The sequence below is a fragment of the Hoeflea sp. AS60 genome (assembly GCF_038900115.1).
Classification (GTDB): domain Bacteria; phylum Pseudomonadota; class Alphaproteobacteria; order Rhizobiales; family Rhizobiaceae; genus Hoeflea.
Genome location: NZ_JBBMQP010000002.1, coordinates 827,201 through 850,862, shown reverse-complemented (window position 1 = coordinate 850,862; position 23,662 = coordinate 827,201). Strand labels below are relative to the sequence as shown.

24 protein-coding genes are annotated in these 23,662 nt (G+C 62.6%); 22 read left to right on the top strand and 2 right to left on the bottom strand.

The genetic code is table 11. The features are described from left to right. From WNZ14_RS14355 to WNZ14_RS14330, 6 genes are all read left to right on the top strand, one after another. Positions 1–2,055: a prohead protease/major capsid protein fusion protein gene (locus WNZ14_RS14355; RefSeq protein ID WP_342869327.1), complete on the top strand. Its 2,055-nt coding sequence runs from the start codon at positions 1–3 to the stop codon at positions 2,053–2,055. An 85-nt stretch (positions 2,056–2,140) separates the two neighbouring features. Then, the gene (locus WNZ14_RS14350) at positions 2,141–2,566 is read left to right on the top strand and encodes a DUF6884 domain-containing protein (RefSeq protein ID WP_342869326.1); all 426 of its coding nucleotides are present in this window, start codon (positions 2,141–2,143) and stop codon (positions 2,564–2,566) included. Continuing rightward, positions 2,550–3,251 carry a hypothetical protein gene (locus WNZ14_RS14345; protein ID WP_342869325.1) on the top strand — a complete coding sequence of 234 codons (702 nt, stop codon included), beginning with the start codon at positions 2,550–2,552 and terminating at the stop codon, positions 3,249–3,251. The genes WNZ14_RS14350 and WNZ14_RS14345 overlap by 17 nt, the downstream gene beginning before the upstream one ends. Before the next feature lie 75 nt (positions 3,252–3,326). Then, positions 3,327–3,662 carry a DUF2190 family protein gene (locus tag WNZ14_RS14340; RefSeq protein WP_342869324.1) on the top strand — a complete coding sequence of 112 codons (336 nt, stop codon included), beginning with the start codon at positions 3,327–3,329 and terminating at the stop codon, positions 3,660–3,662. Continuing rightward, entirely contained in the window at positions 3,662–3,973 is a 312-nt protein-coding gene (locus WNZ14_RS14335; protein ID WP_342869323.1) for a hypothetical protein, read from the top strand. The genes WNZ14_RS14340 and WNZ14_RS14335 overlap by 1 nt, the downstream gene beginning before the upstream one ends. Next, positions 3,970–4,599 (top strand): DUF6441 family protein, encoded by a 630-nt coding sequence (locus tag WNZ14_RS14330; RefSeq protein ID WP_342869322.1) that lies wholly within the window; start codon positions 3,970–3,972, stop codon positions 4,597–4,599. Before WNZ14_RS14335 ends, WNZ14_RS14330 begins: the two co-directional genes overlap by 4 nt. Positions 4,600–4,647: 48 nt before the next feature. On the opposite strand, the gene WNZ14_RS14325 is transcribed toward WNZ14_RS14330, so the two are convergent. Beyond that, the gene (locus WNZ14_RS14325) at positions 4,648–5,187 is read right to left on the bottom strand and encodes an NYN domain-containing protein (RefSeq protein WP_342869321.1); all 540 of its coding nucleotides are present in this window, start codon (positions 5,185–5,187) and stop codon (positions 4,648–4,650) included. A 98-nt stretch (positions 5,188–5,285) separates the two neighbouring features. Between WNZ14_RS14325 and WNZ14_RS14320 the strand changes: the two genes are divergently transcribed. From WNZ14_RS14320 to WNZ14_RS14245, 16 genes are all read left to right on the top strand, one after another. Then, positions 5,286–5,705, top strand: a complete 420-nt coding sequence (locus WNZ14_RS14320; RefSeq protein WP_342869320.1) for a hypothetical protein — start codon at positions 5,286–5,288, stop codon at positions 5,703–5,705. A gap of 24 nt (positions 5,706–5,729) precedes the next feature. Beyond that, complete coding sequence (locus WNZ14_RS14315) at positions 5,730–6,668, top strand: phage tail tube protein (RefSeq protein WP_342869319.1); 939 nt, start codon at positions 5,730–5,732, stop codon at positions 6,666–6,668. Further along, on the top strand, positions 6,668–7,105 hold the full coding sequence (locus WNZ14_RS14310; RefSeq protein ID WP_342869318.1) for a hypothetical protein: 438 nt from the start codon (positions 6,668–6,670) through the stop codon (positions 7,103–7,105). The genes WNZ14_RS14315 and WNZ14_RS14310 overlap by 1 nt, the downstream gene beginning before the upstream one ends. A 41-nt stretch (positions 7,106–7,146) precedes the next feature. Further along, positions 7,147–7,332 carry a hypothetical protein gene (locus tag WNZ14_RS14305; protein WP_342869317.1) on the top strand — a complete coding sequence of 62 codons (186 nt, stop codon included), beginning with the start codon at positions 7,147–7,149 and terminating at the stop codon, positions 7,330–7,332. Further along, positions 7,325–9,742 (top strand): phage tail tape measure C-terminal domain-containing protein, encoded by a 2,418-nt coding sequence (locus tag WNZ14_RS14300; protein WP_342869316.1) that lies wholly within the window; start codon positions 7,325–7,327, stop codon positions 9,740–9,742. The genes WNZ14_RS14305 and WNZ14_RS14300 overlap by 8 nt, the downstream gene beginning before the upstream one ends. A gap of 61 nt (positions 9,743–9,803) precedes the next feature. Continuing rightward, entirely contained in the window at positions 9,804–10,430 is a 627-nt protein-coding gene (locus WNZ14_RS14295) for a DUF2460 domain-containing protein (protein ID WP_342869315.1), read from the top strand. Then, a complete protein-coding gene (locus WNZ14_RS14290; protein ID WP_342869314.1) occupies positions 10,427–11,311 on the top strand; it encodes a DUF2163 domain-containing protein in 885 nt (294 codons plus the stop codon). Before WNZ14_RS14295 ends, WNZ14_RS14290 begins: the two co-directional genes overlap by 4 nt. Next, positions 11,308–11,742 (top strand): NlpC/P60 family protein, encoded by a 435-nt coding sequence (locus WNZ14_RS14285; protein WP_342869313.1) that lies wholly within the window; start codon positions 11,308–11,310, stop codon positions 11,740–11,742. Before WNZ14_RS14290 ends, WNZ14_RS14285 begins: the two co-directional genes overlap by 4 nt. A 9-nt stretch (positions 11,743–11,751) precedes the next feature. Continuing rightward, positions 11,752–15,717 (top strand): glycoside hydrolase/phage tail family protein, encoded by a 3,966-nt coding sequence (locus tag WNZ14_RS14280; protein WP_342869312.1) that lies wholly within the window; start codon positions 11,752–11,754, stop codon positions 15,715–15,717. Positions 15,718–15,727: 10 nt separating this feature from the next. Continuing rightward, positions 15,728–16,804, top strand: coding sequence for a DUF2793 domain-containing protein (locus tag WNZ14_RS14275; RefSeq protein WP_342869311.1), 1,077 nt, complete (start codon positions 15,728–15,730; stop codon positions 16,802–16,804). Positions 16,805–16,824: 20 nt separating this feature from the next. Beyond that, a complete protein-coding gene (locus WNZ14_RS14270; protein ID WP_342869310.1) occupies positions 16,825–17,112 on the top strand; it encodes a DUF6127 family protein in 288 nt (95 codons plus the stop codon). 72 nt (positions 17,113–17,184) lie between these two features. Continuing rightward, complete coding sequence (locus tag WNZ14_RS14265) at positions 17,185–17,859, top strand: D-Ala-D-Ala carboxypeptidase family metallohydrolase (protein ID WP_342869309.1); 675 nt, start codon at positions 17,185–17,187, stop codon at positions 17,857–17,859. Positions 17,860–18,030: 171 nt separating this feature from the next. After that, positions 18,031–18,936 (top strand): phosphotransferase, encoded by a 906-nt coding sequence (locus WNZ14_RS14260; protein ID WP_342869308.1) that lies wholly within the window; start codon positions 18,031–18,033, stop codon positions 18,934–18,936. A 228-nt stretch (positions 18,937–19,164) separates the two neighbouring features. Then, complete coding sequence (locus WNZ14_RS14255; protein WP_342869307.1) at positions 19,165–20,454, top strand: Hsp70 family protein; 1,290 nt, start codon at positions 19,165–19,167, stop codon at positions 20,452–20,454. 51 nt (positions 20,455–20,505) lie between these two features. Then, positions 20,506–21,345, top strand: coding sequence for an aminoglycoside phosphotransferase family protein (locus WNZ14_RS14250; RefSeq protein ID WP_342869306.1), 840 nt, complete (start codon positions 20,506–20,508; stop codon positions 21,343–21,345). Then, positions 21,338–22,243, top strand: coding sequence for a hypothetical protein (locus tag WNZ14_RS14245; RefSeq protein ID WP_342869305.1), 906 nt, complete (start codon positions 21,338–21,340; stop codon positions 22,241–22,243). Before WNZ14_RS14250 ends, WNZ14_RS14245 begins: the two co-directional genes overlap by 8 nt. 20 nt (positions 22,244–22,263) lie before the next feature. On the opposite strand, the gene WNZ14_RS14240 is transcribed toward WNZ14_RS14245, so the two are convergent. Continuing rightward, positions 22,264–23,586: an HAD hydrolase-like protein gene (locus WNZ14_RS14240; protein ID WP_342869304.1), complete on the bottom strand. Its 1,323-nt coding sequence runs from the start codon at positions 23,584–23,586 to the stop codon at positions 22,264–22,266. Positions 23,587–23,662: the final 76 nt, after the last annotated feature.

Sequence of the window (23,662 nt, the reverse complement as noted above, 5' to 3'; positions counted from 1 at the left end):
ATGGACACGATGATCGAACTACCGGCCCTGCGCCGGTCGGCGGAGCTTGCGCCAAACACAGCCGATGCGGACGCCCGCACCGTCGAGGTGGTCTGGTCGGCAGGCGCGCGGGTCCGCCGGTCGACGTTGTTCGGCGAGCCTTATGACGAGGAGCTCAGCCTCGATCCGACCCATGTGCGGCTGGATCGGCTGAATGCGGGCGCGCCATTTCTGAAGGTGCACGAAATCGACACGCTCGACGCTGTTATCGGCTCAGTCGTGCCGGGTACGGCCCGCGTCGAAAACGGCCGCGGTATCGCTCAGGTTCGCATCTCTGAACGCGCCGACGTCGAACCGATCTGGCGCGACATCCAGGCCGGGCACATCCGCGCGGTCTCCATCGGCTATCAGGTCCACCGCTTCGAGGTCTCGAAACCCGAAGCGGCCCGCGAGCTTTGGCGCGCGGTGGATTGGACGCCGTTCGAGGTGTCCGCCGTGCCCGTTGGCGCGGATCCAGCAGCGGGTTTCCGCGCCCAATCCCCACTTCACGACTGCGTCCTCCATCGCCGGGACGTCCCACCCACCCAAACAGGAGCCATCCCGATGACGGACAAATCCAATGCCCCGGCCGAAGCGGCCGCAGACCAGCCCAGCGACGCCAATGCTGCCGAGGATACGAACATGACTGAACCGAAGACCTCTGCGGCCGAGCCGAAGGTCGCTGCCGTTGAGACCCGCGCGCAGCCGAAGCCGCAGAAGGCCAACACTGCCGCTGCACCCGATACCGAAGCTGTCGCGACCCGCGCCCGCGAGACGGAGCGCGACCGCGTCTCCACGATCTACGATCTGGCAGGTCGCCTGAACCTCGAGCGCAGCTTTGCCGAGGATCTGGTGAAACGCGGTACGGACATCGGTGAGGCCCGGCGTCTGATCCTCGATCAGGTGGCCGCGAAATCCGAAGAAACCCGCACCTTCAGCCAGGTGTCGGTCCCACTGGGTGGCCGCGATGAGGCGATCACTCGCCGCGACGCTGTCGCGAATGCGCTGCTGCACCGCTACAGCCCGACGCTGTTCACTCTCGAAGACGCGGCGCGCCAGTATCGCGGCATGACGCTCATGGAACTGGCCCGCGAAAGCCTCGGCAATGCGGGCGTCAACACGCGCGGCCTGTCGCGAGATGAGGTGGCGACCCGGGCCCTGCATTCGACGTCTGACTTCCCCGAGATCCTGTCGGCGGTGACCAACAAGACCCTGCGGCAGGCCTATGATGCCTATCCCCGCACATTCATGCTGTTCTGCCGCCAGGTGCTCGCCACCGACTTCAAGGCGATGCACCGGGTCCAGCTGGGTGAGGCGCCGCAGCTTCTGGAGGTCGGCGAAAGCGGCGAGTTCAAGCGCGGCACCCTCGGCGAGAGCAAGGAGAGCTATAAGGTCAAGACCTATGGCCGGGTGGTCGCGATCACGCGCCAGACGCTGATCAACGACGATCTCGACGCCTTCACCCGGATCCCCGCGATGTACGGCAACTCCATCGCGCAGCTGGAGTCGGACGTGGTGTGGGGCATCATCACCGCCAACCCGGCGATGGCCGATGGCAACGCCCTGTTCCACACCAACCACAAGAACCTCGCGGGCACCGGCGCGGCGCTGGCGGTCGATGCCGTGGGTGCTGCCCGCGCAGCCATGGCGAAGCAGACCGGCCTCGACAAGAAGACGGTGCTGAACGTCCGGCCTGCATTCCTGATCGTGCCCGCGTCGTTGGAACTGAAGGCCGAGCAGCTGGTGGCCCAAAACCTCGTGCCCGCTGCGACGTCCAGCGTCGTGCCGCAGTCGATCCGGACGCTCGCTCCGATCAGCGAGCCCCGGCTCGATGCCGCCAGCGAGACCGCCTGGTATCTGGCGGCCAGCCCGAACCAGATCGACACCATCGAATACGCCTATCTGGAGGGCCAGCAGGGTGCATACATCGAGATGCGCAACGGCTTCGACGTCGACGGCGTCGAGATCAAGTGCCGCCTCGACTTCGGCGCAAAGGCCATCGACTGGCGCGGCCTCTACAAGAACCCGGGCGTATAAACCGGGCTTGTAGTGATACGCCGTCCTTTATCGCGGAGAAGATGAACGTTAGACTTCGCCAATAAATCCAATGGAGTGATTGGCGATGTTGAAACGGGCGTTTCTTGTATGCTGCGTGGCTGGAAAGAAGGCTGGGCTGCACCGGGCAGCCGATCTTTATACGTCGGCGTGGTTTATCAAGGCACGCCGACTGGTGGAGGCTACTGGTGCGCCCTGGTTCATCCTTTCAGCAGAACACGGACTGCTTGCTCCCGACAAAACAATCGGACCTTATGACAAGACGCTGAACACCATGCCGACTGCTGAGAGACGGGCTTGGGCAGAGCGGGTCCAACTCCAGATGGATGCGGAACTCCCAGAGGCTGATGAAATCATCGTTTTGGCGGGAAACCGCTACCGTGAGTACCTGATGCCCTATCTTCGAGTGCACTTTCCCACTGTCACAGTGCCCATGGAAGGACTGACGATTGGACGGCAGTTGAACTGGATGGACAATGCAAAGACGCTCTGATCTCGATACATTTTATGGCCTGCTGGCCGAACTTGAGAGCCGGGTCGGCGGGCTGCGGCTTCTGGGACAATGTCACGGGCGCATGAACTGGCCTGAACGCGGCGTCTATTTCTTCTTCGAACCAGGAGAGACGCGTGGCCGCAATCCGTCGGCATCCCGGGTCGTGCGGGTCGGCACCCATGCCTTGATCTCGCAATCCCGGACGACACTGTGGAAACGGATCAGCCAGCACCGGGGCACGACCAATCCTCGCGGTGGCAATCACCGGGGTTCGATATTTCGGCTTCTGTCTGGGGAAGCGATGATGACCCGCGATCCCGCACTGCAAATTGAGAGCTGGGGGAGAAAGTCCTCTGCAACGCGAGAAATCAGGGCCAACGAACGGCAGCACGAGGCTTTGGTGAGCCAATACATCGGGGCCATGAAGTTGTTGTTCGTTTCGGTGCCGGACGCTTCCGGTCCGGAAAGTGCTCGCTGCATCATTGAGCGGAATGCCATCGCATTGCTCAGCAACTACCGCGACGCAACACCAGATCAACCAAGTTCCAATTGGCTGGGCCAATCCAGCGGTCGGGATCGGGTGCGTAGATCCGGGCTTTGGAACAATAATCACGTCGATGAGGAATATGATCCGGCCTTCCTTGGATTGCTGGAGGACTTGGTGCGGCAGACACCTTCGACCTGACCCTAAACAAGAACGCACAACTCCCGAGGGGCGGCCACCAGGCCGCCCTTTTTCTTTTCTGAAAGGATCAACCCGATGAAAACCTACGTCCAGCCCGGCAACACCATCACCCTGACTGCACCTTATGCCGTCACCTCTGGCGACGGCCTACTCGTCGGCTCGATCTTCGGCGTGGCCGCAGGGGATGCCGCCAATGCCGAGACGGTCGAGGCGGCGCTCGTCGGCATCTTCGACCTGAAGAAGGTCGCGTCCCAAGCCTGGTCGGCAGGCGACAAGGTCTATTGGGACAACACCAACAAGGAAGCCACCAAGACCGCCACGGCGAATACGCTGATCGGCGTGGCCATCGAAGCTGTTGCTGGCGGTGCTGGCGATGTTATCGGCCGGGTGCGCCTGAACGGCAGTTTCTGATGTCGGTATTTGCCGCTGCCGTGGACCTGCTTTTCGCTGATACGAACATCGGCCGGGACGCGGTCTACACCGCTACCGGTGGCGCGCCCGTGCTGTTGCGCGTCGTCGCCCGGCGAGCCGACGCGATTGCCGACTTCGGCGACGCGCGGCTCTGGTCCGAGACCACCCGGATCGACCTGCGCGTCACGGAGGTTCCGGCCCCGCGCCCCGGCGACCGCATCGAGATCGATGATGATGCCTTCCTCATTCAGGGCGAGCCCGTCCGCGACCGCGAGCGGCTGGTCTGGACCGTGGATCTGAGGCCTGCGTGAAGCTCAAGCTCGACATCGATCCAGACATCGTGGCTATGATGGCAGCGGAAGTGGCTGCAGGCGAACGCGCGGTGACCGCCGCCATGCGCGAAGCCGGGACCGGACTCAAGACTGCCTGGCGCACGCAGATCACTGGCGCGGGGCTCGGACGACGGCTCGCCAACTCGATCCGCAGCCAGAATTTCCCCAAGTCTGGTGAAAGTCTCGATGCCGCAGCGTTGGTCTGGTCCAAGGCCCCGGTGATCGTGGGTGCCCATGACACCGGTCCGCTGATCCGCTCGAAGGATGGGTTCTGGCTGGCGATCCCGCTGCCTGCCGCAGGCAAATCCACACGCGGCGGCCGGATCACCCCCGGCGAATGGGAGCGGCGACGTGGCCTGCGCCTACGGTTCGTTTATCGCCGGACGGGCCCGAGCCTGCTGGTGGCGGAGGGGCGGCTGAATACGAAAGGCCAGGCGGTGGTGTCGCGTTCGAAGACCGGACGCGGAAAGGTCACCGCGCCGATTTTCTTTCTGGTACCGCAGGTGAAGCTGCCGAAGCGGTTAGACCTCGCGCGGGATGCCGAGCGAGCGGTGGACGGTGTGCCGGGGTTGATCGTGGCGAATTGGGTGGAGGTGCGTGTATGAGAACCGAAGTTCTGCGCCTAAATGCCAGCGACCAAACCACAGCGAAGTTCAGGGCGTCAGGGTGTTCATGTGCGGATTCAGAGAAATAAAGTTGGAACAGGCCTCACGGAGTTCCCGCGCTGCGTGATCCCAGAAAACAACATCAACCTGAAATCCATCCTTGATCAAAGTCTCGACCGTCGGAACGTAATCGGAGTCTCCAGAGACGATGGTAAAGACGTCGCCGGGTGCTGAATTGCGATACGCATCTCGCGTCATCTCGGTCACAATTCCCGTATCGATCTTCTTCTCCTTGTTGGCTGCGTTTCTGTCATGAGTGATCACTTCGAATCCGGCGCGCTTTGCGACGTCCCAGATAGCGTCGTTTTGCGGCGGCCTAGATCCGAAAAGCATAGCGCGCGCGGTCTCCTTTCGGTCGGTTCCCGCGATAAACTGATACAGTTTACCGAAGCTGATACGGTAGCCGGTGTCGATGATCCTGTTGGTCATCGCATCATAGATGTCCAGTGCCATACCCTGTTGCACGGCACTGACACGCTGGCCCTCAATGAAAACGTTTGAGTTATCTACATAAATCCAGTCAGCCATCTGAAAACTTCCTCCGGTCGTGCTCGTTAACTAAGAGCAACAAGATTGGGCGACTTCTCTGAAGCCCGTCCTTCGATCAATAACTGAAGGCACCTTGAATGCCCACCCTTCGCGAAACCATCCTCTCCGCTCTGAACACCCTGCTGCAGGCGCTGCCCGCCACCGCCCTGCGCGGCGACGTCCTGCCCGAACGGGTGCCGCCCGAGGGCTTGCTGATCCTGCGCGATGGCGAACCCGGTGAGCCGGAAGTCACGCTGTCGCCGCTCGCCTACCATTACCAGCACCGCGCGGAGATCGAGGCGGTTGTGCAAGGCGCCGACCGTGAGGCCGCCTTCGACACGCTGACCGCCAGCGTCGGCGCAGCACTCGCCGCCGACCGCACGCTTGGCGGTCTCTGCGACTGGGTCGAGGCGGAGGCGCCCCGCCCCGTAGACCTGCCCATCGAGGGCGCGGCCAGCCTGAAGGCTGCCGTGATCCCGGTGGTGCTCCACTATTCCACGGCCGACCCGCTCGGCTGATCCCGACAACCCGAGGAGAACACCATGGCACGAGCCCAAGGGGCGCGGGCGCTGATGGCGCTTGCGTTCGAGACGACCTATGGAACGCCGCCTGCCAGCGGCTTCACCCGCATGCCCTTCGCCAGCACCTCTCTTGGTGCGGAGCAGCCGCTACTGAACTCCGAACTGCTGGGCTACGGCCGGGATCCACTGGCACCGATCAAGGATGCGGTGACGGCAGACGGCGATGTGGTCGTGCCGCTCGATGCCGAGGCCTTCGGGTTCTGGCTGAAGGCGGCGTTTGGTGACCCGACCACCACCGGCACAGGCCCCTGGACGCATGAGTATCAGTCGGGGTCCTGGACGCTGCCCAGCATGTCCATCGAGACCGGCATGCCAGAGGTGCCGCGCTTTGCGATGTATTCAGGATGCGTCCTCGACCAGATGACCTGGCAGATGCAGCGCTCGGGCCTGCTGACCGCAACGGCGCGGCTGGTGGCGCAGGGCGAGACGGTCGGCACGACCACCAGCGCAGGCACGCCTGCCGCTCTCGAATTGCAGCGCTTCGGTCATTTCAACGGGGCGATCACCCGGAATGGGACCGCACTCGGCAATGTGGTCTCGGCCGAGATCACCTACGCAAACAACCTCGACCGGATCGAGACCATCCGCTCGGACGGCCGCATCGACGGCGCGGACCCGTCCATCGCGGCACTGACCGGCCGGATCGAAGTGCGTTTCGCCGACCAGACGCTGGTGACGCAGGCGATCAATGGCGAAGCCTGCGAGCTGGAGTTCGACTACGCCCTCCCCTCCGGCGAGAGCTTCACCTTCACCGTGCACGCCGTCTACCTGCCCCGCCCACGGATCGAGATCTCCGGACCGCAGGGCGTGCAGGCCACCTTCGACTGGCAGGCCGCGCGCGACAGCTTGGTCGGACGGATGTGCACCGCAACGCTGATCAACGATATCGAGGTATACTGATGCTGACGCTCGATCTGACAAATGCCCCACGCTGGCATGACCTCGCGCCTGGGGTGCGGGCGCAGCTGCGCCCGCTGACCACCGTGTTGATGGTGGCGACGCGCAGCGATCCCGCCGTCGAGGCGGTCCCCGAGGACGCTTCAGACGAAGAACGCGCTGTTGCTTTCGCCAAGGCGCTGGCACGTCGTGCCGTTCTGGGTTGGGAGGGTATTGGCGATGCTGACGGCAATACCATCGAACCGAGCCCGAAGGCCATCGACGCGCTGCTCGACGTCTGGCCCATCTTCGAGGCCTTCCAGCTGACCTACGTCTCGAAGGGGCTGCTGCTGGAGCAGGAAAAAAACGCCTCCGCGCTCTCGCCGAATGGTCCTTCGGCGGGGGTGAGCGATACTGCCAGGCCTGCCCGAAAGCCTGCCCGGACTGCCCGGCGCGGCTGAACCGTCCGGAAACTCCGGAGGGTTGGCAGGTCTGGGACCTGGTGGGCCGTCTCGGCGGGCAGCTACGCGTGCTCCCCGGCGCGGTGATCGGCTGGGACATGTCGGCGGCGCTCGCGCTCGGTGACGCGCTTGGCGTGCCGCCCCTCGCCATGGCCGAACTGCTGCCCGTGATCGAGGCGGTGATGGTGGCCAAACTCAACGAACAGATGGATCATTCCAATGGCTGAAAAGCGCGTTTCTGTCCGGCTTGCCGCGGTCGGGGGACGCCAGGTGCGCGCCGAGTTGGAAGGTGTCGGCGAAGCTGGTGCTCGGGGGGTCGGACGGCTCAGCCGGGAGATGGAGGCAGCGAACACGCGGCTGGCGGCATTCTCGCGGCGCGTACGGATCGCGGCGGCTGCTGCGGTTGCCGCCGCTGCGGCTGCTGGCGTGGCCATGGTCCGCTCGGGGCTTCAAACCGTCGATGCGCATGCCAAGCTTGCCCAGTCGCTCGGCACCACAGTCGCCTCGATCCAGACGCTCGAGCGCGCGGGCGAGCTGGCGGGCGTGTCGATGTCCGGCATCGAACAGGCGACAAAGGATCTGACACGCCGCCTCAGCCAGGCCGCTGCCGGGACCGGTCCCGCCGCCGACGCGCTCGACCGGCTCGGGCTCTCAGCCACCGACCTGATCGCGCTGCCGCTGGATCAGCGCGTCGGGGCGATCAACGCCGCCATCGAAAACTTCGTACCCGCCGCCGAACGTGCCGCCGTGGCAGGCCAGCTCTTCGGCGAGGAAGGCTCCATCGCGATTAGCCGGATCGACACGGCGACGCTGCGCCAGGCGACCGAGGACGTCCTCGCCTTCGGTGTCGTCGTCTCGGAGCAGGATGCCGACCAGATTGAGCGGACGAACGACGCGATCTCCCGGCTCGGGCTGATCTGGCGCGGGCTGTCGAACCAGCTGGCCGTCGCCGCAGCCCCCGCGCTGGAAGCCGTCGCCAACGCCATGGCGGTGGTCGCCAGCCGAACCGGGCCGCTCGGCATCGCGATCCGCGGTCTCTTCGACAACATCGGCCGCCTGACCACCTATGCCGCCACCTTCGCTGCCTTCCTCGCTGGCCGCTGGGTCGCCGGCATGGCCGCCGCGGCGCTTTCGGTACGCGGCCTCGCCACCGCGCTGGTCCTCCTGCGCGGCGCGCTGATCCGCACCGGCATCGGCGCGCTGATCGTCGGCGCGGGCGAACTCGTCTATCAGTTCACCCGCCTCGTCTCCGGCGCGGGCGGCTTCGGCGAGGCAATGTCCCTCCTGAAGGACCTCGCCGTCGAGGTTTGGGATCGGATCAAGATGGGGGCTGTTGCAGCGGGCGCGGCCGCCACTGCGATGTTTTTCGACCTGAAGGCCGATGCAGCATCTGGAATGCAGAGCGCCATCGAGAACGTCGTCGGTTTCGGCAATACAGCCGCGAACACGTTCGAAGGCGCATACGAGGCGATCAAGGCGATCTGGGGCCTGCTGCCAGCCGCCATCGGCGATCTGGCGTTTCAGGCGGCGAACAGTCTAGTCGATGGCGTCGAGGCGATGCTGAACGGCGTGGTCTCGCGCATCAACGGCTTCTTCGGCGGGATCAACCAAGGGCTGGAAGCACTCGGATCCGAGCGGCGCATCTCGATCATCCCCGATCTGGAGTTGGGTCAGATCGAGAACCGTTTCGAGGGTGCCGCGACGGCCGCGACCACCGCTGCTCAGACTGCCCTTGACCGAGCATTCGAAGACAACCCGCTCACCGCACCCGATCTCGGGCTCACCGAGGCGGCCAATTCTGCGCTTGCCACGGCCAACACATATCGTGGTGCCGCGCGCGATCTGGCCGAGGGCGCGCGTGCGCCACTCGCTAGTTGGCAGGCATTGCGCGACGCGGTACGCGGCAGCGATGAACATGGCGCGGACGCACTGACCGAGGCGACCGACGCGGCTGAGCGGTTCGAGACAGCCCTTGGTGAAGCCGGACGCGCCGCCACCGGTGCCGGAACTGCAGCCGGGGCTGCTGCCGCTGCAGCCAAGCCCGACGCCGAGGCGGCCGTCACCGGCTGGCAGGCGGTCACCACGGCACTCTCCGACTACGCCAGCAAGGCCCGCGAGATCGGCGGCGATATCGGCCAGAGCCTCGTGAGCGCCTTCCAGTCGGCGGAGAACGCGGTCGGTGAGTTCGTGAAGACCGGCAAGCTGAACTTCCGCGACCTCGTCACCTCGCTGCTCGCCGATCTCGCGAAGCTCGCGGCGCGGCGGTTCATATTCGGGCCGATCGCCAACGCACTGTCCGGCGCGCTTGGCGGCGCGGGCGGCATCTTCGCCAACGTCCTGCATGCGGGCGGGATGGTCGGGTCCGCTGGTCCGTCAAGGATGGTCCCGGCCATGGCCTTCGCAGCCGCGCCCCGGATGCATGGCGGCGGCATGGCCGGTCTTCGCCACGACGAGGTCCCGGCGATCTTGCAGCGCGGCGAGCGCGTGCTGTCGCGTCGTGAGGCGCAGAGCTACGGAACGTTTGGCGGAGTGAACGTCACCATCATGGCCCGCGACGCCGAGAGCTTCCGGCAATCCCGCACACAGGTCGCGGCCGACATTGCACGCGCCGTGTCGCTTGGGCGGAGGGGCTTGTGAGTGCGACCCCGCAAGTGGGGACCGGTTGCGGGGGCCAGAGCACGAACCATGGAGAGACTTGATGGCGTTTCACGAGGTCAGGTTTCCCGACGATATCAGCCGGGGCGCGCGCGGCGGGCCAGAACGGCGCACGCAGATCGTCGAGCTCGCCTCGGGCGACGAGGAACGCAACGCCAGCTGGGCGAATTCGCGCCGCCGTTACGATGTCGCTTACGGCATCCGCCGAGCCGACGATCTGGCGGCGGTGGTCGCCTTCTTCGAGGCGCGGAATGGGCGGCTGCACGGCTTCCGGTTCAAGGACTGGGGCGACCACAAGTCCCGCCTGCCTTCGGGCACGCCGTCGCCAACCGATCAGGCAATCGGCAACGGCGACGGCGCGACGACCGCCTTCCAACTGGTGAAGCACTACGCCTCGGGCGCGCAATCCTGGACGCGCGCCATCGCTAAGCCGGTCGCGGGGACCGTGCGCATCGCGCTCGGCGGAGTGGAGCAGCTCTCCGGCTGGACGGTCGACACCACGACCGGTGTCGTCACCTTCGACGCTGCACCAGGCTCTGGTGTCGCCATCACTGCAGGCTTCGAATTCGACGTGCCAGTCCGCTTCGACACCGATGTGCTTGACGTGACGCTCGACCTCGAGCGGCTCGGCTCGATCACCTCCATTCCTCTTCTGGAACTGCGCCGATGAAGTCCCTCTCCCCTGCCCTTCAGGCTCATCTCGACGACGGCACGACGACCCTCGCCTGGTGCTGGCGCATCAGCCGTGCGGACGGCGTGACCTTTGGCTTCACCGACCACGACCAGACGCTCACCTTCGACGGCACCGTCTTCGAGCCGGAGAGCGGGCTGACGGCGTCCGAAGTCCGCTCAGGGACCGACCTCTCCGTCGATGCGCAGGATGCCGAGGGTGTGCTCACGTCTGACCGGATCACCGAGACCGACATTCTCGACGGCCGCTGGGACAATGCAGAGGTCGAGGTCTGGCGGGTGAACTGGGCCGACACCGGCCAACGTGTGTTGATGCGGCGCGGCGCCATCGGCCAGATCCGACGCGGGCGGCTGGCGTTCGTCGCCGAGGTGCGCTCGCTGGCTCATGTCCTTGGCCAGACGGTGGGGCGAACCTTTCAGGCGACCTGCGACGCGGCTCTCGGCGATGCCCGCTGCGGGGTCGATCTGGAGGATCCCGCCTACAAGGGCGCTGGCGTTGTCATTGACCTGCTGCGCGACCGGGCCTTCACCGCTTCGGGTCTCGGGGGTTTCACCTCCGGCTGGTTCACCTTTGGCACTCTGGAATGGACGACCGGGACTAACACGGGGCGGCGCGCCGAGGTGCTGGGCCACGACGTCACCGACGGCATCGCTGTGCTGACGCTGCTGGAAGCGCCGGTACGCGGCATCGCCGAGAGCGATGCTTTCACCATCCGTGCAGGCTGCGACAAGCGTATCGAGACCTGCGGCGCCAAGTTCGCGAATACCGCCAACTTCCGCGGCTTCCCGCACATCCCCGGTCAGGACGCGGTGCTGCGCTATGCCACAAAGGAAGGTGGCCACGAGGGGTCCGTGCTGTGACGTCCGCCGACTCCGATCGCGTCATTGCCATCGCGCGCGCTTGGCTGGGCACGCCGTACCACGACCAGGCCAGCCTGCGCGGTGTCGGCTGCGACTGCCTCGGGCTGGCGCGCGGGGTCTGGCGCGAAATTGTCGGCCCCGAGCCGTTCCCGATTCCGCCTTATAGCCGCGACTGGGGCGAGACCGGACCTCGCGAAGTGCTTGCCGACGGCGCGCGGCGCATGATGACCGAGATTGCCTCGTTCGACGCCGGACCCGGCGCGCTGGTGCTCTTCCGCATGAAGCCCCGCGCCATCGCCAAGCATGTCGGGATCCTGACCGGCCCTGGCGCCTTCCTCCACGCCTACGAGCGGCTCGGCGTGATCGAGGAGCCGCTCACCCAAAGCTGGCGACGGCGCATCGCCTTCGCATTCCTGTTCCCGCAACGCTGAGACCCCGACATGGCCACCCTCGTTCTCGGCGCGGCCGGCGCCGCCATTGGCGGCAGCTTCGGCGGCGCGATCCTCGGCGTCAGCGCCGCGACCATCGGCGGCTTCATCGGCTCCACCATCGGCTCGGTGGTCGACAGCTGGATCATCTCGTCGCTGGCGCCGACGCAGCGCATTGAGGGCGCGCGGCTCGACACGCTGCGCATCACATCCGCCACCGAAGGCGCGGTGATCCCGCGGCTTTATGGCCGCATGCGGATGGGCGGCAACATCATCTGGGCGACAGATTTCCGCGAGGAGACGAAGACCACAACGGAGGGCGGCGGCAAGGGTGGCGGCGGCGGCAAGGTCATGACGACCGAGTATCTCTACTACGCCTCCTTCGCCGTAGCACTCTGCGAAGGCCCGATCACCGGGATCGGTCGCATCTGGGCCGACGGCAAGCCGATGGACCTCTCCGGCGTCACCTGGCGCTGGTACCCGGGCGACGAGGCGCAGGCTCCTGACCCGTTCATCGCCGCGAAGATGGGTGCCGCCAATATCCCGGCCTATCGCGGCACCGCCTATGTCGTCATCGAGGAACTGCCGCTCTCCAACTATGGCAACCGGCTGCCGCAGCTCTCCTTCGAGGTGTTCCGCCCGCTCGCCGACCCCGACACCGCCGAGGGGCTGACCCGCGCCGTCACCATGATCCCGGCCTCGGGTGAGTTCACCTACGCGACGCAGGCCATCCGCAAGACGGATGGCGGCGCGACGCAGGCGGAGAACCTGAACGCGCTGGCCGACTCCACCGACATGGTGGAGGCGCTCGACCGGCTGCAGGCGATGGCGCCTGCGGTCGAGAGCGTCAGCCTTGTCGTCGCCTGGTTCGGCGACGATCTGCGCGCGGGATCCTGCAAGGTGCGACCCGGCGTGGAGGTCTCCGCAAAGGCCACCACTCCCCTCAGCTGGTCGGTCAATGGCGTGAGCCGCACAAACGCCTTCCTCGTCAGCCGTGACGCCGAGGACCGGCCGGTCTATGGCGGCACACCTGCCGATTTCGCCGTGGTCCAGGCGATCCAGGAGATGAAGGCGCGCGGTCTGCGCGTGACCTTCTATCCGTTCATCCTGATGGACGTGCCGCCCGGCAACAGCCTGCCGAACCCGTATTCCGACAACGCCGCCGGGACGGGCCAGCCCGCCTTTCCCTGGCGGGGGCGGATCACCTGTTCGCCCGCTGCGGGTTACGCAGGAACGGTAGACAAGACCGCCACGGTAGCCACGCAGGTGTCGGCGCTGTTCGGCGCGGCCACGCCGGGCAGTTTCAGCGTCTCGGGTGAGAGCGTCAGCTGGACCGGATCACCAACCGACTGGGGCCTACGCCGGATGGTGCTGCACTACGCCCATCTCTGCGCAGCGGCGGGCGGGGTCGACGCCTTCCTGATCGGGACCGAGATGCCTGGGCTGACCACGATCCGCTCGGGCGCATCCACCTATCCGGCCGTGCAGGCGTATCGGGATCTGCTCGCCGATGTGCGCTCGATCCTCGGGTCCGGGACGAAGATCGGCTATGCCGCCGACTGGTCGGAGTATTTCGGGCATCAGCCGAGCGACGGCTCGGGCGATGTATTCTTCCACCTCGATCGGCTCTGGGCCGATCCGGAGCTCGATTTCATCGGGATCGACAACTACATGCCGATCTCGGACTGGCGCGACGGGTTCGATCATTCCGATGCTGCCGAGGGCTGGCCCGCGATCTACGACCGGGCCTATCTGCAAGCGAACATCGCGGGCGGGGAAGGCTTCGACTGGTTCTACGCCAGCGCGGCAGATCGCTCCGCGCAGGCTCGAACGCCCATCACTGATGGAGCCGCCAGCAAGCCGTGGATCTTCCGCTACAAGGATCTGCGCGCCTGGTGGTTGAACGCGCACTATGACCGTCCCGGCGGAGTGGAGAGCGGGACGCCGACGGCGTGGGCGCCGCAGTCGAAGCCGATCTGGTTTACCGAGCTGGGCTGTCCGGCCATCGACCGGGGGACCAACCAGCCCAACGTCTTCTTCGACCCGAAGTCGTCCGAGAGCTTCACGCCGCATTTCTCGCGGGGCTGGCGCGACGACGCCATCCAGCGCGCCTTTCTGGAGGCGACGTATGTCTGGTGGGGCGAGGCCACGAACAACCCGGTGTCGTCGGTCTACGACGGCCGGATGGTGCATGTGCCCGAATGCGCCGCCTGGACCTGGGACGCGCGGCCCTATCCGTTCTTTCCGGCGCTGACCGACGTTTGGACGGACGGCGCGAACTGGCGGCTCGGCCACTGGCTGACCGGGCGGCTCGGCGCGGTGTCGCTCGCGGCGCTGGTCCGGCACCTCTGTCTGCGCGCCGGGCTGCCCGAGTCCCGGATCGACGTCACAGGGCTCTGGGGCGCGGTTGAGGGCTACGCCATCACGGCGCTGGAAAGTCCGCGCGCGTCGATCACCACGCTGTCGCGCCACTTCGGCTTCGACGCGGTCGAGACCGAGGGCGTTATTCGTTTCATCATGCGCGGCCGGGCGTCCGTCGCCACCCTTGCGCCCGACGATCTGGTGGCCGCCCGCGAAGGCGACGTGCTTGAGCTGACCCGCGGTCAGGAGACGGAACTGCCGCAGGCGCTGAAGTGGCAGGTCGCCCGGGCGGACGAGGATTATGACGCCGCCCTCGTCGAGGCGCGGCGCATCACCGTGGACACCACGCGCATCGCCTCGGAGTCCTTCCCGATGGCGGTGCCGCCCGAGGAGGCCGAACGTCGTTGTCGCCGTGCGTTGATGGAGGCGTGGGTGGCGCGCGAGACGGCGGCATTCAGTCTACCACCGTCGCGCCTGGCGCTTGATCCGGCCGACGCGATCCGGCTCGCGCATGACGGGCGGTTTGTCGATTTACGACTCGTCTCCATCGCCGACGCCGAGGCGCGCGGCATTGAGGCGGTCCGCCAGGACCGGGCGACCTGCGACCTGCCGCCCGGCGATCCCCGCGTGGCGTCGCTGACACGGGCGGTCGTGTTCGGAGCGCCAGACGCGGTGCTGATGGACCTGCCGCAGCTGACAGAGGACCAGCCCGCGCATCGGCCGCTGGTCGCGGCGCATGCCGTGCCGTGGCCCGGCGAGATGGCGGTGTTCCGCAGCCCCTCGACCGATGGCTTCGAGCTGCTGACCACGTTTGGCAGTCGCGCCCGGATCGGCGCGCTGGTCTCGGACTTCTACCCGGGCCCCACCTCGCGCTTCGATTTCGGCAATGCGCTTGTCGTCGACTTGCTGACCGGCACCCTGGAAAGCGTCACCGATCTGACGCTGTTCGGCGGGGCGAACGCGTTGGCAGTGGAAACCACGCCTGGCGTCTGGGAGATCGTGCAAGCGGGTGCGGCGGAATTGCTGGCGCCCGGTCGGTATCGACTGACGCGGCTGCTGCGCGGCCAGCGCGGCACCGAGGAAGCGATGGGCAACCCGGCTACTGCAGGCGCGCGGGTCGTTGTGTTGGACACTGCACTGGCGTCCCTGCCGATCGCCGAGGCTGATCTCGGGTTGCCGTGGAACTGGCGCATCGGCCCGGCGAACCGCCCGGTCAGCGACGAGACCTACGTGGCGCCGGCCTTCACATCCGGGGGCGCTGGGCTGCGTCCGTTCTCCGTCGCCCATGTCGCGCAGCCATGGCGCACGGCGCGCACGCCCGGCGATCTGACGATCCGCTGGACGCGCCGGTCCCGCGCGCTCGCCGCCGACAGCTGGAGCGGACTCGAGGTGCCCATGGCTGAGGAACTGGAAGCCTACGAGGTCGAGATCTTCGACGGCGTCACAGTGAAGCGAGTGCTGTCTGCGACCACGTTCAGCGCGATCTACACCGGCGACCAGCAGACAGCAGACTGGGGCGCGGCCCTCGGCCCCGGCGAAACGCTCAACATCCGCATCTTCCAGCTCTCCGCCCTTGTAGGGCGGGGTGCGGCCAAGACCGTCACGCTTACCTTCTGAGGGCCATTCCATGTCTGACACGACGACCAAACTGCTGCTGCCCTACATTCTTGCGGCGCAGGCCCAGAAGCATGTCACACACAACGAGGCGCTGCGGATCCTCGACGGGCTCGTCCAGCTCTCCGTCCTTGATCGCGACCTGACGGCCCCGCCCGTAAGCCCTGCCGATGGCGACCGCTACATCGTCGCAACGGGCGCGACGGGCGATTGGGCGGGATGCGACCTGAACGTCGCGCTCTGGACCGACGGCGCCTGGCTACGCCTGCCGCCCCGGACGGGCTGGCGGGCGTGGGTCGAGGACGAGGGCCTGCCGCTGGTCTATGACGGCGCGGGCTGGATCGGCACCACCCCGGCCGCGCTGCAGAACATGGCGCTGCTCGGGCTCGGCACCACGGCAGATGCCGCCAACCCCTTCTCGGCCAAACTGAACGCCGCGCTCTGGACCGCGAAGACCGTCGCCGAGGACGGCACCGGCGATCTGTTCTACACCATGAACAAGGAGGCCACGGGCGACGATCTCGGCCTGTCGCTGCAGACCGGCTTCGTGACCAAAGCGCTGGTCGGCCTATTCGGGTCGGACCGCTTCAGGCTCGCTGTCTCGGCCGACGGCAGCACCTTCTTCGACGGGCTTAGCGTCGACAACGCCACGGGCATCGCCGATCAGCCGCGGCTGCCGCGCTTCAAGGCCTACACGAACTACGACAACTACGTCGGCATCGGAACCTGGACGAAGATCGGTCTGAACAACACCGACTACAACGATCAGGGGGCGTTCGACGCCGCGAACAACCGGTTCGTGGCGCCGGTCGACGGAACCTACCTCTTCGGCGCGACGCTGCTCTACAAGGTCAACGCGAGCACCACTGCACGAATGAGCGGCCGGCTCGTCCTGAACGGTACCACGGAAATCCGCGGCTCCCTCGGCGAATTCTCCGCCACCCATGTCTCGCTCGCCACCGCGATCTGGCTGCAAACCATGGTGCCGTTGACCGCGGGCGACACCGTCGAACTGCAGGGGTATTTCCGGGTCGCGGACGGCTACTTCGCAGCCGATCACACGTCCTTATGGGGCTGCAAGATCGGCTGAGCGGCGGAAGGAGGATCCCGATGACACCACCCCGGCCCGAGGGCTTCGTGCGCATGCCCGACGCCGAGTTCGAGGCGATCCTGACACGGGCGGCCGAGGAAGGCGCGAAGCGTGCGCTGGCCGATGTCGGGCTCGACGGCGACGAGGCCGCGCTCGACATCCGCGATTTGCGCTCGCTCGTCGATTGCATCCGGCTGGTGCGCCGCACCGCCATGCAAACCGCCGTCCGCATGATCAGCACCGGCGTCATGCTGGCGCTGCTCGCGGGCATCGCGATCAAACTGAAGATCTTCGGCGGCGGCCCGTAGCCGCGGCCCATCCCCACTCATCACCCCACCCGCACCCGCCCTCGAGGCGGGTTTTTCGTTTTGGAGGACCCCATGATGACGACATTCCACAGCCATTGGCGCGATGTGCCCGAGAGTACCTGGCGCTGGCCGAACTTCAGCCCGGCGGAGATCGCCTGCCGGGGCACCGGCAAGCTGTTGATTAACGAACCCCCGCTCGACAAGCTGCAGGCGCTCCGCGACCGGCTGGGCAAGCCACTGATCGTCCGTTCGGCCTATCGAAGCCCGGAGCACAATCGCGCGGTTGGCGGCGCAACCCGCTCGAAGCACATGGACGGCACAGCCTTTGACATTGCCATGTCGAACCATGATCCAGTTGCGTTCGAGGCCGCGGCACGGGAGGTCGGGTTCCTCGGCTTCGGCTTCTATCCGCGCTCGGGCTTTATCCATGTCGATCTTGGTCCAGCCCGCCAATGGGGCGAACGCTTTCCGGTCCGGGCGACCGCCTTCGCCGAGGAAACGCCACCAGCGCGTGAGGTCCTTGCGCAAAGCCGGACCATGAAAGGCGGCGGGGCGGCCGGGGTGGCTACGCTGGGCGCGGCTGGGGCAGAGGTCGCGCAGAGTGTTCTTGCCGAGACCCAGTCCGCCGTCCTGCCGCTGGTCCCCTATCTGGATACGCTTCGCTGGGTGTTCATTGCTGTGGTGCTCATTGGCATCGCGGTCACGATCTATGCCCGCCTCGATGATTGGCGTCGGCAGCGGCGATGATTGCCAGCATTCTTGGCGGGATCGCTTCCGGCTCGGTGGTGTGCCACTTCTGCTGGACCGGCGAACCAAGGCGCACTTGCGGTGACCTTCAACAGAAATTCTTCTAGGCATTGGACTCGATCAGCATCTCAAGATATCGTTGCTTCATCACAAATTGTAGGGAACTTCATTATGGCTGAAGTATCGGCGTTGACAGTGTCAGATATGATCTCCTTTTGCCAAGCTGAAATTGGTGACGGCAGTGAGGTAGTAGAGCGACGAAATCAACTCTTTCAAAAGAAAGAACCATTCGCACTCTATGAAAGCAGAAAATACAGTTATCGAATTTTTGGGGCGAATGCTATTAAAGCCCTAGTTCAGGGGGACCACCTAAAGGTCAAGGAACTTCAAGCAATTCTGGCGGACCGTAGAGCAAATTCTGTACTGGCGGTAATGCCTAAACACATTATGAACCAACCTTTTGGCGCTTACGGATTTGTAAATGTTTCCGAATTGCCTGTGGGAGAGAAGAAGACAAAACTTGGTCCGGAAGAGATTGAACAGCTCGGGAGATTTCTCAGCGAACTTCACGAAGTTAAGCGCTTCAAGACCGTCAACGAGACTGGATTTCAAGACTCCGGAGAGCCCGACTTTAGCAATTACGTGGTTTCAGCGGCATTGGTTTATCGACAGATGCTTTACCCCGACCTCGATCACGAAGCGCGAAGGTTGGTCGACGATGCAGTTGAATTTATCAAACGCACCGCAGGCAATGACAAATCAAGCAAGACAGAAAGCGTGATCGTCCACAAAGACATTTTTGAAGATAAATTGTACTGGAAGGCGGGCAAGTTATCTACTGTCGATGGTTGGGAGGCCGCCCAAACAGCGCCTAGAGAGTGGGAACTAGCAGTAATTTGGAATCGCTTTCCTGATGATTGGGAATATTTCATCTCTTGCTATGGGGCGGAACATGATAGAAATTTATTGAAGCTTTGCGGGGCAGTACAGGCTTTGCGTTTTTGGAAATCGTTCCGCGCTCAAGGCCAGTTTGTTTCTCAACAGGTAACGGCCCTCAGGAAAAGTATGACTGTTTAGCACCGGCAGGATCCGCTAGATTTTTTCTATCCGATAATGAAACACTTATGCAGATGGGCGTTGGCCTTCACGAAGCGTATTGCTAGACCACGTGCTTACAAGATCCAAATTGCTCAAGCAAATTCAACACTTGGGAGTCGCATCAGAGCCTGGTGGACCAAGAGCCCGCTGAGTTGAAAAGATACAGCCGACAGCAGCAACCTATTGTAGATCATATTGGGCGACTACGTGGACCAGAAGACAAGGATTCGAGACCGCAGCACGGGAGACTGGCTTGCTGTAGATTTCGGCACGTCGAACTCGGCGGCCGCTTTCCAAGAAGATGGCTGTATCCGCCGAGTTCAACTCGAGAAAGACAGCGAAACAATTCCAAGTGCAGTATTTTTCTCATTTGAGCGACCGGAGATGGACGTAGGCTTCGCCGCGAATACAGCACTGATCGATGGCATCGAGGGACGCTACATGCGATCCCTCAAAAGAATTCTAGGCACTTCGCTCATGTCTGAGAGCCGTACGATCGTTGGGCGAAAGCGTGACTTCTACGATATCATTTCTGATTTCCTGAAAGTGATAAAGGATCGTTCAGAGTCGCGATCAGGCCGTCACTTCCAAAGGGTCATAGCGGGCAGACCCGTTTTTTTCGACAACGACGACCCAGAAAAGAATGCACGTGCGAAGTCAGATCTAGAGCGTTGCTACAAAATGGCGGGTTTCCGTGAAGTCATTTTTCTTAACGAGCCCGAGGCCGCGGCGCTATCAGTCGCCGAAGACATCGATGTTGGAGGGATTGGGGTTGTGGTCGACATAGGAGGCGGCACTTCCGACTTCTCTGTGTTCCGTAAGGCGGAGAATCGAATCGAAGTGATTGCCTCAAATGGCCTCCGCCTGGGCGGAACCGATTTCGACCGTGCCATAAATTTAGAATTTATCATGCCCTGCATGGGTTACGGTCAACCGATCAGGATGGTCATGAGCACCGGGATTGTGTCCGCTCCGAATTTCGTATTCGCCGATCTCGCAACTTGGGAGAAGATACCGTTTCTCTACAATCAACAGATCCGAACGCTGGTACGGGGTCTTATCAGAGACGCGGTGGAGCCAGCACTGTTTGAACGACTATCGCACGTGATCGAGTGGCAACTCGGTCATCAAATCGCTTTTCTCGCTGAGCGGACGAAGATTGAATCGAACGAAGTGAAAGGCAACAGCGCAATAGATCTCTCTTTATTCGAGCCTGGCTTAAAGATTGGAGTAGAAAGTGAAAAACTCGCGGTAGTTTTCCGCACCTTTACGGATAAGCTTATCAGCACGCTATGCGAAACATTCGCTCTTGCTGAGATAGAGGTAGAAGCATTGGGGTATGTAGTGCCAGTGGGAGGCACTAGCATAATGCGGCCAATTCAGGAGGCAGTTGCGCGTGTTTTGCCGAAAGCGGCTGTAGTTGACTCTCCGGTTTTCACGGCGATAGTCGACGGACTGGCCCGCCACGGCAGTCAACTGACCACGCTTGGCGAATAGTTGAACAGAGCGGCGAGGCGGTCTAGGGATGGGGTATTGGAGGTACGTTGGATGAAAACTTTCGATTCGGTAGTCGCGTTGGCGCACGAGTATGGCGAGCAACGGCTAGAGGAGAAAAAAAGCTTCGATTCCTCAGTATTTCTCGGCACAAAGCATGTATTCAAAGTTAAGCGTTCTGATCCAGGCCAAACCTCTAAGGAGCGCCGCGTACTCGACTATGTGCACGCACAGGGGTCTAGCAAGCTACGTGCGCTTCTGCCGCGCGTAGTTGACGAGGTGGCCTTGTCAGATGGCCAGCAAGTTACAATCCAAACGAGGATGCCAGGCGAAAAAGTCGTCGAACTATCGTTACGAAGATCTGTCGCGCTTGGGAGCGCCCTAAGTGAATTGCATGCGCTTCCAGCGCCCGATGGGGTGACCGAATTCGAGGGAGACTCAGAGCCCTCCCTCCCACGCTATATTTCCCGTTCGGCCGACCGGTTCGTCGCAAAACTTTCGCAGACCGTTGGCCCGGCTGATCTTGCACTGGCAGAGCGCGCCAGAGTACACCTTCAAGAGCGGCTAAACTGGTTTCGATCAGCTCGAATTGTCGTTGTCCATAAGGACATATTCTTGGAGAATTTGCTCTTTGAGGGCGATGTGTTGACCGCGATTGTAGATTGGGACGCAGCTCAAACCGCCCCTCCTGAGTGGGAGCACTCGATCCTACGGCAGCGTTTTCCTGAAGCCTACTCGGAGATCTGCTCCGCGTACGACGGTGTGTTATCTGAAGAGGGAATCAATCTATGCGCTCTGCTCCAATCGCTCCGGTTCTGGAAATCCTTTCCAAATGATCAGGTCTTTGCGGATGTTCAGCGCAGAACTATCACGGAGATCCTCAGCCATGGCTGATCTTCCTCCCTCTCGATTTCAGCCGTCTGAAGAAGCCGCGCTTTACGATCTGCTTATCGACGACCCGTTCTCCGACCCGTGGGAATTTGATGACCTTCTAGAAGCCCATGAACTTGCGGCGGCACCTGTTTTTCTCGACCATGTCGGGTCGCTTAAGGAAGCTCTGGAGCGCGCAATCGCGGACATTAATGTGGCGGTTGCTGCCAACCCGCACGTTTTCCCCCCCCCTTTGCTACGGCAGCGTCGGTTCCCTCGCATTCGGCAGATGCGGGACGTTCATCAATTTGACGTAGGCAGCCACTTGGCGTTTTGCCACGCGCTAGCTTGCCGGGATGCGGCGGTGCAATTGCTTGAACGGCGTGGAATGGTACGTCTTGCGGCAAATCTTTTTTCAGCGCGAGATCGAAGCAGAGTCTACCGTACGGAGTTGGCCGCTGCTTCTGTTTTTCACGACCTTTACAAAAGCTTGCGCCCAAGGCGGCGGCTTCCAGATAAAGGAACCGACACCAGATCCGTAGAGTGGCGTTTACCGGACGGATCATCTAGTCGCGACGATGATGCCAATGACGAGAACCGTGTGGGATCACGCGCTATCGCAATATACTGGCCAGATGACGCATCCCGGATAGGCGGGGCTATTGAACTGGCAGGCATAATCGGCGGGAGAGTCTATCGCGCGGCGAAGACTGAATTTATTCAAAGAGAAAACTGGGGCGAAGACCTACTATTTGCGGCTGTGCAACCTGAAAATTCACTTGGTCTCGAACTTGCAATTATCGACTGGCTGGGAAAGGGCTGGCCAGCCGATCTAGTTGCCGTCCGCAAAAACGCACTGCGCAGTCATTCTGACGCAATGACAGCCTTTCTAGCAGCGCTTGAGTCTAGCGTTGAGCCATGATTCCACCAACCAGATTGTTCTCATGGGTTGCTGACAGAAGTATTGACTACGATTCGTTCTGCGGCGCGAACCAGCGTTTCGATCTCGTCAAACAGGCTGGCATCAGAAACCGGGGGAACAAGCGAACGCCAACGTTGATCGTTAGCCCAGATCAGATCGCGGATTTCAGAGCCGGAGATCGTTTTCGGCCCGACCTCAAGATTGCAAACCCTCAAACCCGCCCGTGCGATTAGTGAGGATTTCTCTTCGCTCCAATCTTCAACATTGGTTACGTAGGCTGGTGTGTCTGGCGCAAACAATTGCGTGAGATTTTCGGAATCTAGGGGGCAAGGAACTACGGAAAATCTATCCAAACTAAAGCCATCTCTTTCTAACACAGCTAAGATCCAACGCTTTCTGAACCAGTAAGGCAGTGGGTTTTTATCGCTACGCGTACGATCATTGGTGAATGGTTCAGCGCCACTCAAAAAGGGGTTCGTAACTCCAATTGTCAATCGTGCGCAATGCGCTGCGGCATGGCGAATAAAGCGCAGATGCTCGCGGTGAAATGGCTGGAACCGGCCGAAAAGAGCACCGTCTAGAATCCGCGGTGAATCCGGTACAATCTGATCAAAGCGTGCAACTTTCCAGTCTGGGCCTTCTGCGTCTACCAGACGCTGCTCATCAACGTCGCCAACCAAAAGAGTGCGGCAACCTGCGCGCCTTCCGGACAGGATGTCTTTGTCCATGCGGTCACCAATCACTAAGCAATTTTCTGGGATCTTACCCTGATTTTGAGCGCAGAGCCTGTAGAAGTCGGGAGCCAACTTATTAATACCAAGTATATCTGACGTAATAATCTTAATTCCCAGCGCACTCGTTTCTGGAAAAAGACGTTGGAAAGTAGACTGCTCGAAGGACAAAACACCATCAGCCGCGATGACCGCTGCCGCTCCCATCTCCCCGAGAGAACCAACAAAACTCGCAAGCTGAGCATCGGCAACAAGTGGTACAGACTGCTCACGATACTCGGCGCGAATGAGCTGATATATATTCTCGCACTGCGTCAGAGATAGTAATATACCAGATTCTCTAGCTAGTTCAGCGAATTTTAGGACCGAGACCAACGTCCAATCAAATACACCACATTCATTGCGGTAAGCAGAGATCACGTCACTGGGCACTCTTTGGTCGATTTCCCAAATTATTGGGTCATTGAAACCGATTGTCGCCGCTGCCCGCGCAATGTTTCCCTTTCGGGGTGCCCGGAACAGAGTTCCACGGAGATCTAAGAAAACAACTTGAATGTCGTTTCGCGCACAGATTTTGTAAAATTCATCACTGCTGGCTATCGTTTGAACCATTTTAACGGGATCTCCATCTGGACAATACTGCTCACTCAGGCGGCTCTTTAGGGTAGCATATGTACCAAGCTTCAAG